The organism is Acinetobacter sp. RF15B (assembly GCF_007558235.1).
Classification (GTDB): Bacteria; Pseudomonadota; Gammaproteobacteria; order Pseudomonadales; family Moraxellaceae; genus Acinetobacter; species Acinetobacter lwoffii_C.
Map to the genome: position 1 here is coordinate 1 of NZ_VLSR01000050.1, position 1,251 is coordinate 1,251.

Annotated in this window: 1 protein-coding gene; it reads left to right on the forward strand. The window is 41.4% G+C overall.

Annotated elements, in window-relative coordinates; genetic code table 11:
- Positions 1-327 precede the first annotated feature (327 nt).
- The gene (locus tag E2K74_RS14410; protein WP_151208230.1) at positions 328-1,110 is read left to right on the forward strand and encodes a YbgF trimerization domain-containing protein; all 783 of its coding nucleotides are present in this window, start codon (positions 328-330) and stop codon (positions 1,108-1,110) included.
- Positions 1,111-1,251 lie beyond the last annotated feature (141 nt).

Sequence of the window (1,251 nt, forward strand, 5' to 3'; positions counted from 1 at the left end):
ATCTTGAATTTTCTGCCAGATATCATCGGTAAGAAGAGTGCGTGCCATTGAAAATGTAGAAATAAAAATAACTCAAAGGAGGATTTTAAGTATTTAAAACCAATTCTTCAAATGAGGACACGCCCTAGAAACAGTCTGGATATTTTAGCGCTTTTTGATTGATCTTCATATTCAGTTCATGAACAGCAAAATTAACTGAATCTTTGTAAAACCTTGTTGCAATTTCTAAAAATGCCGTTTCTAATGTGGATAATAGAGAGCAGATCTTCTTGTTGATATAACTGTGTAGCGAGCCCAGGGCTCGCCAAGAATTATGGAAATTATAGAATGTTTAAGAAAACGGCATTGTGTGCTTTGACTGCACTCTTTACAACGCCCCTGCTTGCCGCCATTCCAATAGAATCACGCGGATTAAGCCAATCCAACAATCCTGCAGCACAAGCCGCTATTTCTACCAGCTCAGATGCGCCTGTACAGACCAATACCAGCTGGCAAATCATGCAAAAAAACCAGCAGCTTGAAAATGATTTGCGTAGCTTGCGCGGAAAAATGGAAGAGCAGGAAAACGAGATTGAACGTCTTAAAAGCGAGCTGACCAACCGTTATGCCGACTTAGATCAGCGTCTGGAATTATTACAGCAAAAAATAGAACCGACCGAGGATGCACCAACGGAGGATAATCAACAGGATACTTCTCCCAGTTTGAGTTCAACACCCGCAGCAAACACCAGCAGCACACAAGCTAATGAGCAGGAAAAAGCCGCTTATACCATTGCACTGGATGCTTATAAAAATGGCGGTGCTGCTAAAGCAATCGCACCAATGCAGAATTTTATCAAGAACAATCCCAATAGCGTGTATATCAGCAATGCGCACTTCTGGCTGGCTGAGTTTAATCTGGCCATTGATCCACCCAATTTTGCAGAAGCCAAGCGTAATTATACGGTAGTTACAGAACGCTTTCCCAAATCATCGCGTGCACCACGTGCCTTGTATCAGCTTTATAGCATCAGTAAGGATGTAGAACACAAGCCTGATGTAGCGATGCAATATAAAAACCAGCTATTAAGTCAGTATCCACAATCGGAAGAAGCGCAGTATTTTAAATAAAGGCTGTTTAGAAAACTTAGATTAGCATTTGAAGTGCAACACCATGTTGTTGCCATAATACCTGACTCGGACTTTTAAAGCCGAGTCTTTTTCTTGGACGATGATTCAAGCGCTGAGTAATTTCTGCAATATATGCATCCG